Below are 1790 nucleotides of genomic sequence, written 5' to 3' on the forward strand. Positions count from 1 at the left end.
CGCGCGCCATGGAAAACTGCCCCCTCATATTGCCTCAGATGACAATGTTACCGAGCGCCCCCAGCTGTCGCGCGAATTGGACCCCGCGGGTCCGAGCAAGCCGCTCGCGAAGCGCGCCCTCCAGAGCGCCGTAGCGAGAGAGCGGCTTGCGGTGATTCGGCAAAGCAACACGTGGGATTTAGACAGCGAGGGAAGCTTGGAACGATAGTATGGTTTCGGTGCTGCTGATGAGCTGTCGAGCGACCTTTGATCGCCAATTCTTCACCAACCGCTGCACCGTACGCCGCTGATGGCCACTGAACTGACCCGGCGCATGCGCTGCCAGCCGGGAGAGGAGATCGACGGCGGACAAGTGCGGAGCCGCGGCGAGCCATTCCTCGATCATGGGAATGTATGGGTCGAGCATCGATGGCCGACGTGGCGCAGGTTTGCGCCGCACATAGCGGCGCCGATGAATGCCGCGCTGCTCACCCTGCTTTCAACCGTCGCCGAGCTCTCGGGCAAAGGCGGTCAAGTCGCTTTGCACCGGCGCGACGGTCATGGCTGGCTTTCCGGCCCGCTGATCAACACGCTTGCCCAGCTCATTTTGAGCGTCCCTCATCTGTGCCAGCAATGCCACCGGATCAAGCGTGCGGTAAATCTCACGCAGCCGACGTTTGAATGCCTCGTTGAGATGCGGGTGGACCAATGCTCTTTCGTACGGTGTAGCGGGAGGAAGATAACGCTTGATCACCTTGGCACCTTCGCGGTGCTTCTCCTTCAGCTTAAACGAGGGCTGGAAGAAATTGATGTGCAGCCGTGCCGCGGCAAACAGGCGAGCTAATGAGCGAGCGGCATCAATGCCTTCAAAGCGCCCGTAGCCCACCAGACGTCGAACGATAGCTCCATTCTTCTGTTCAACGAACGCTTGATCGTTCTTCTTGTAGGCCCTGGAACGAGTGACTTCGACATCGTGAGAACGGCACCACGAGACGACCGTGTCGTTCATGAAGGCGCTGTCGTTGTCAAAATCGAGCCCGCAAACGGGCCAGGGAAATAGGTTCTGGGCGCGCTCGAGGGCCTCGACCACAAGCGCTGCTTCACGCACAACAAGCGGAAAGCATTCGGTCCACCCCGTTGCGACATCCACCATTGTTAGCGTCTGAATGAAGGCCCCGGATACGGACATGCCGCCGTGCGCAACCAGATCCGCTTCGCAGTACCCCAGCGGAGGTGATCCCCAGTCATTGAATGTACGCACCGGGACTTGCCGCCGTACGGCACTGGAAAAGCCCGCCCGCCGTCGGCGTCCTCCGGCTGCTGCGATCCTTACGTCGCTCAGCAGGCGATCGATCGTCGCCGCGCTCACCCTCAAAACCTTAGACCGCTCATCAGCAGAAAGCTTCAATCTGCCGTGCCGTTCAAGAGCCGGAAGCAAGAACGGGATCATCGCGACGAGCCGCTTACTGCAGAGCCGGTCAGACGAGTCCCATAGCACAATCAGTGCCATACGAATGGAAGCTCCGTAGGTCCGGCCCCGCCGCCGCGGCACGGCCGACCCCGATGCCCCGTCCGCTGACAGCGCTCGGATCGCGTGCTTGCGATGCCATCCCGCAACGGCGCACAGCTCGTCTAGGATCCGTCCCTTCTCGAGCCGCCCGCTTGCCCGATAACGCTCGGCCAGCGCTGATGTGATCTCGCGCTTTGCGCGCATGCTGATCTTCCCTGCCATAGCCGCCACCGATCTGATTCGGCAGCTCCGCCCCAGACACGACAGGGAAGTTGTCCGGTAACATTTTTAGCGAGGCAAT

At 61.0% G+C, this 1790-nt stretch carries 1 protein-coding gene; it reads right to left on the reverse strand.

Features of this window, described 5'->3' with window-relative positions:
* Nucleotides 1-478: 478 nt before the first annotated feature.
* Nucleotides 479-1711: a transposase family protein gene (locus I6F09_RS37060; RefSeq protein ID WP_225145042.1), complete on the reverse strand. Its 1233-nt coding sequence runs from the start codon at nucleotides 1709-1711 to the stop codon at nucleotides 479-481.
* Between the last annotated feature and the right edge of the window lie 79 nt (nucleotides 1712-1790).

Source organism: Bradyrhizobium sp. IC3195 (assembly GCF_020193585.1).
Classification (GTDB): domain Bacteria; phylum Pseudomonadota; class Alphaproteobacteria; order Rhizobiales; family Xanthobacteraceae; genus Bradyrhizobium; species Bradyrhizobium yuanmingense.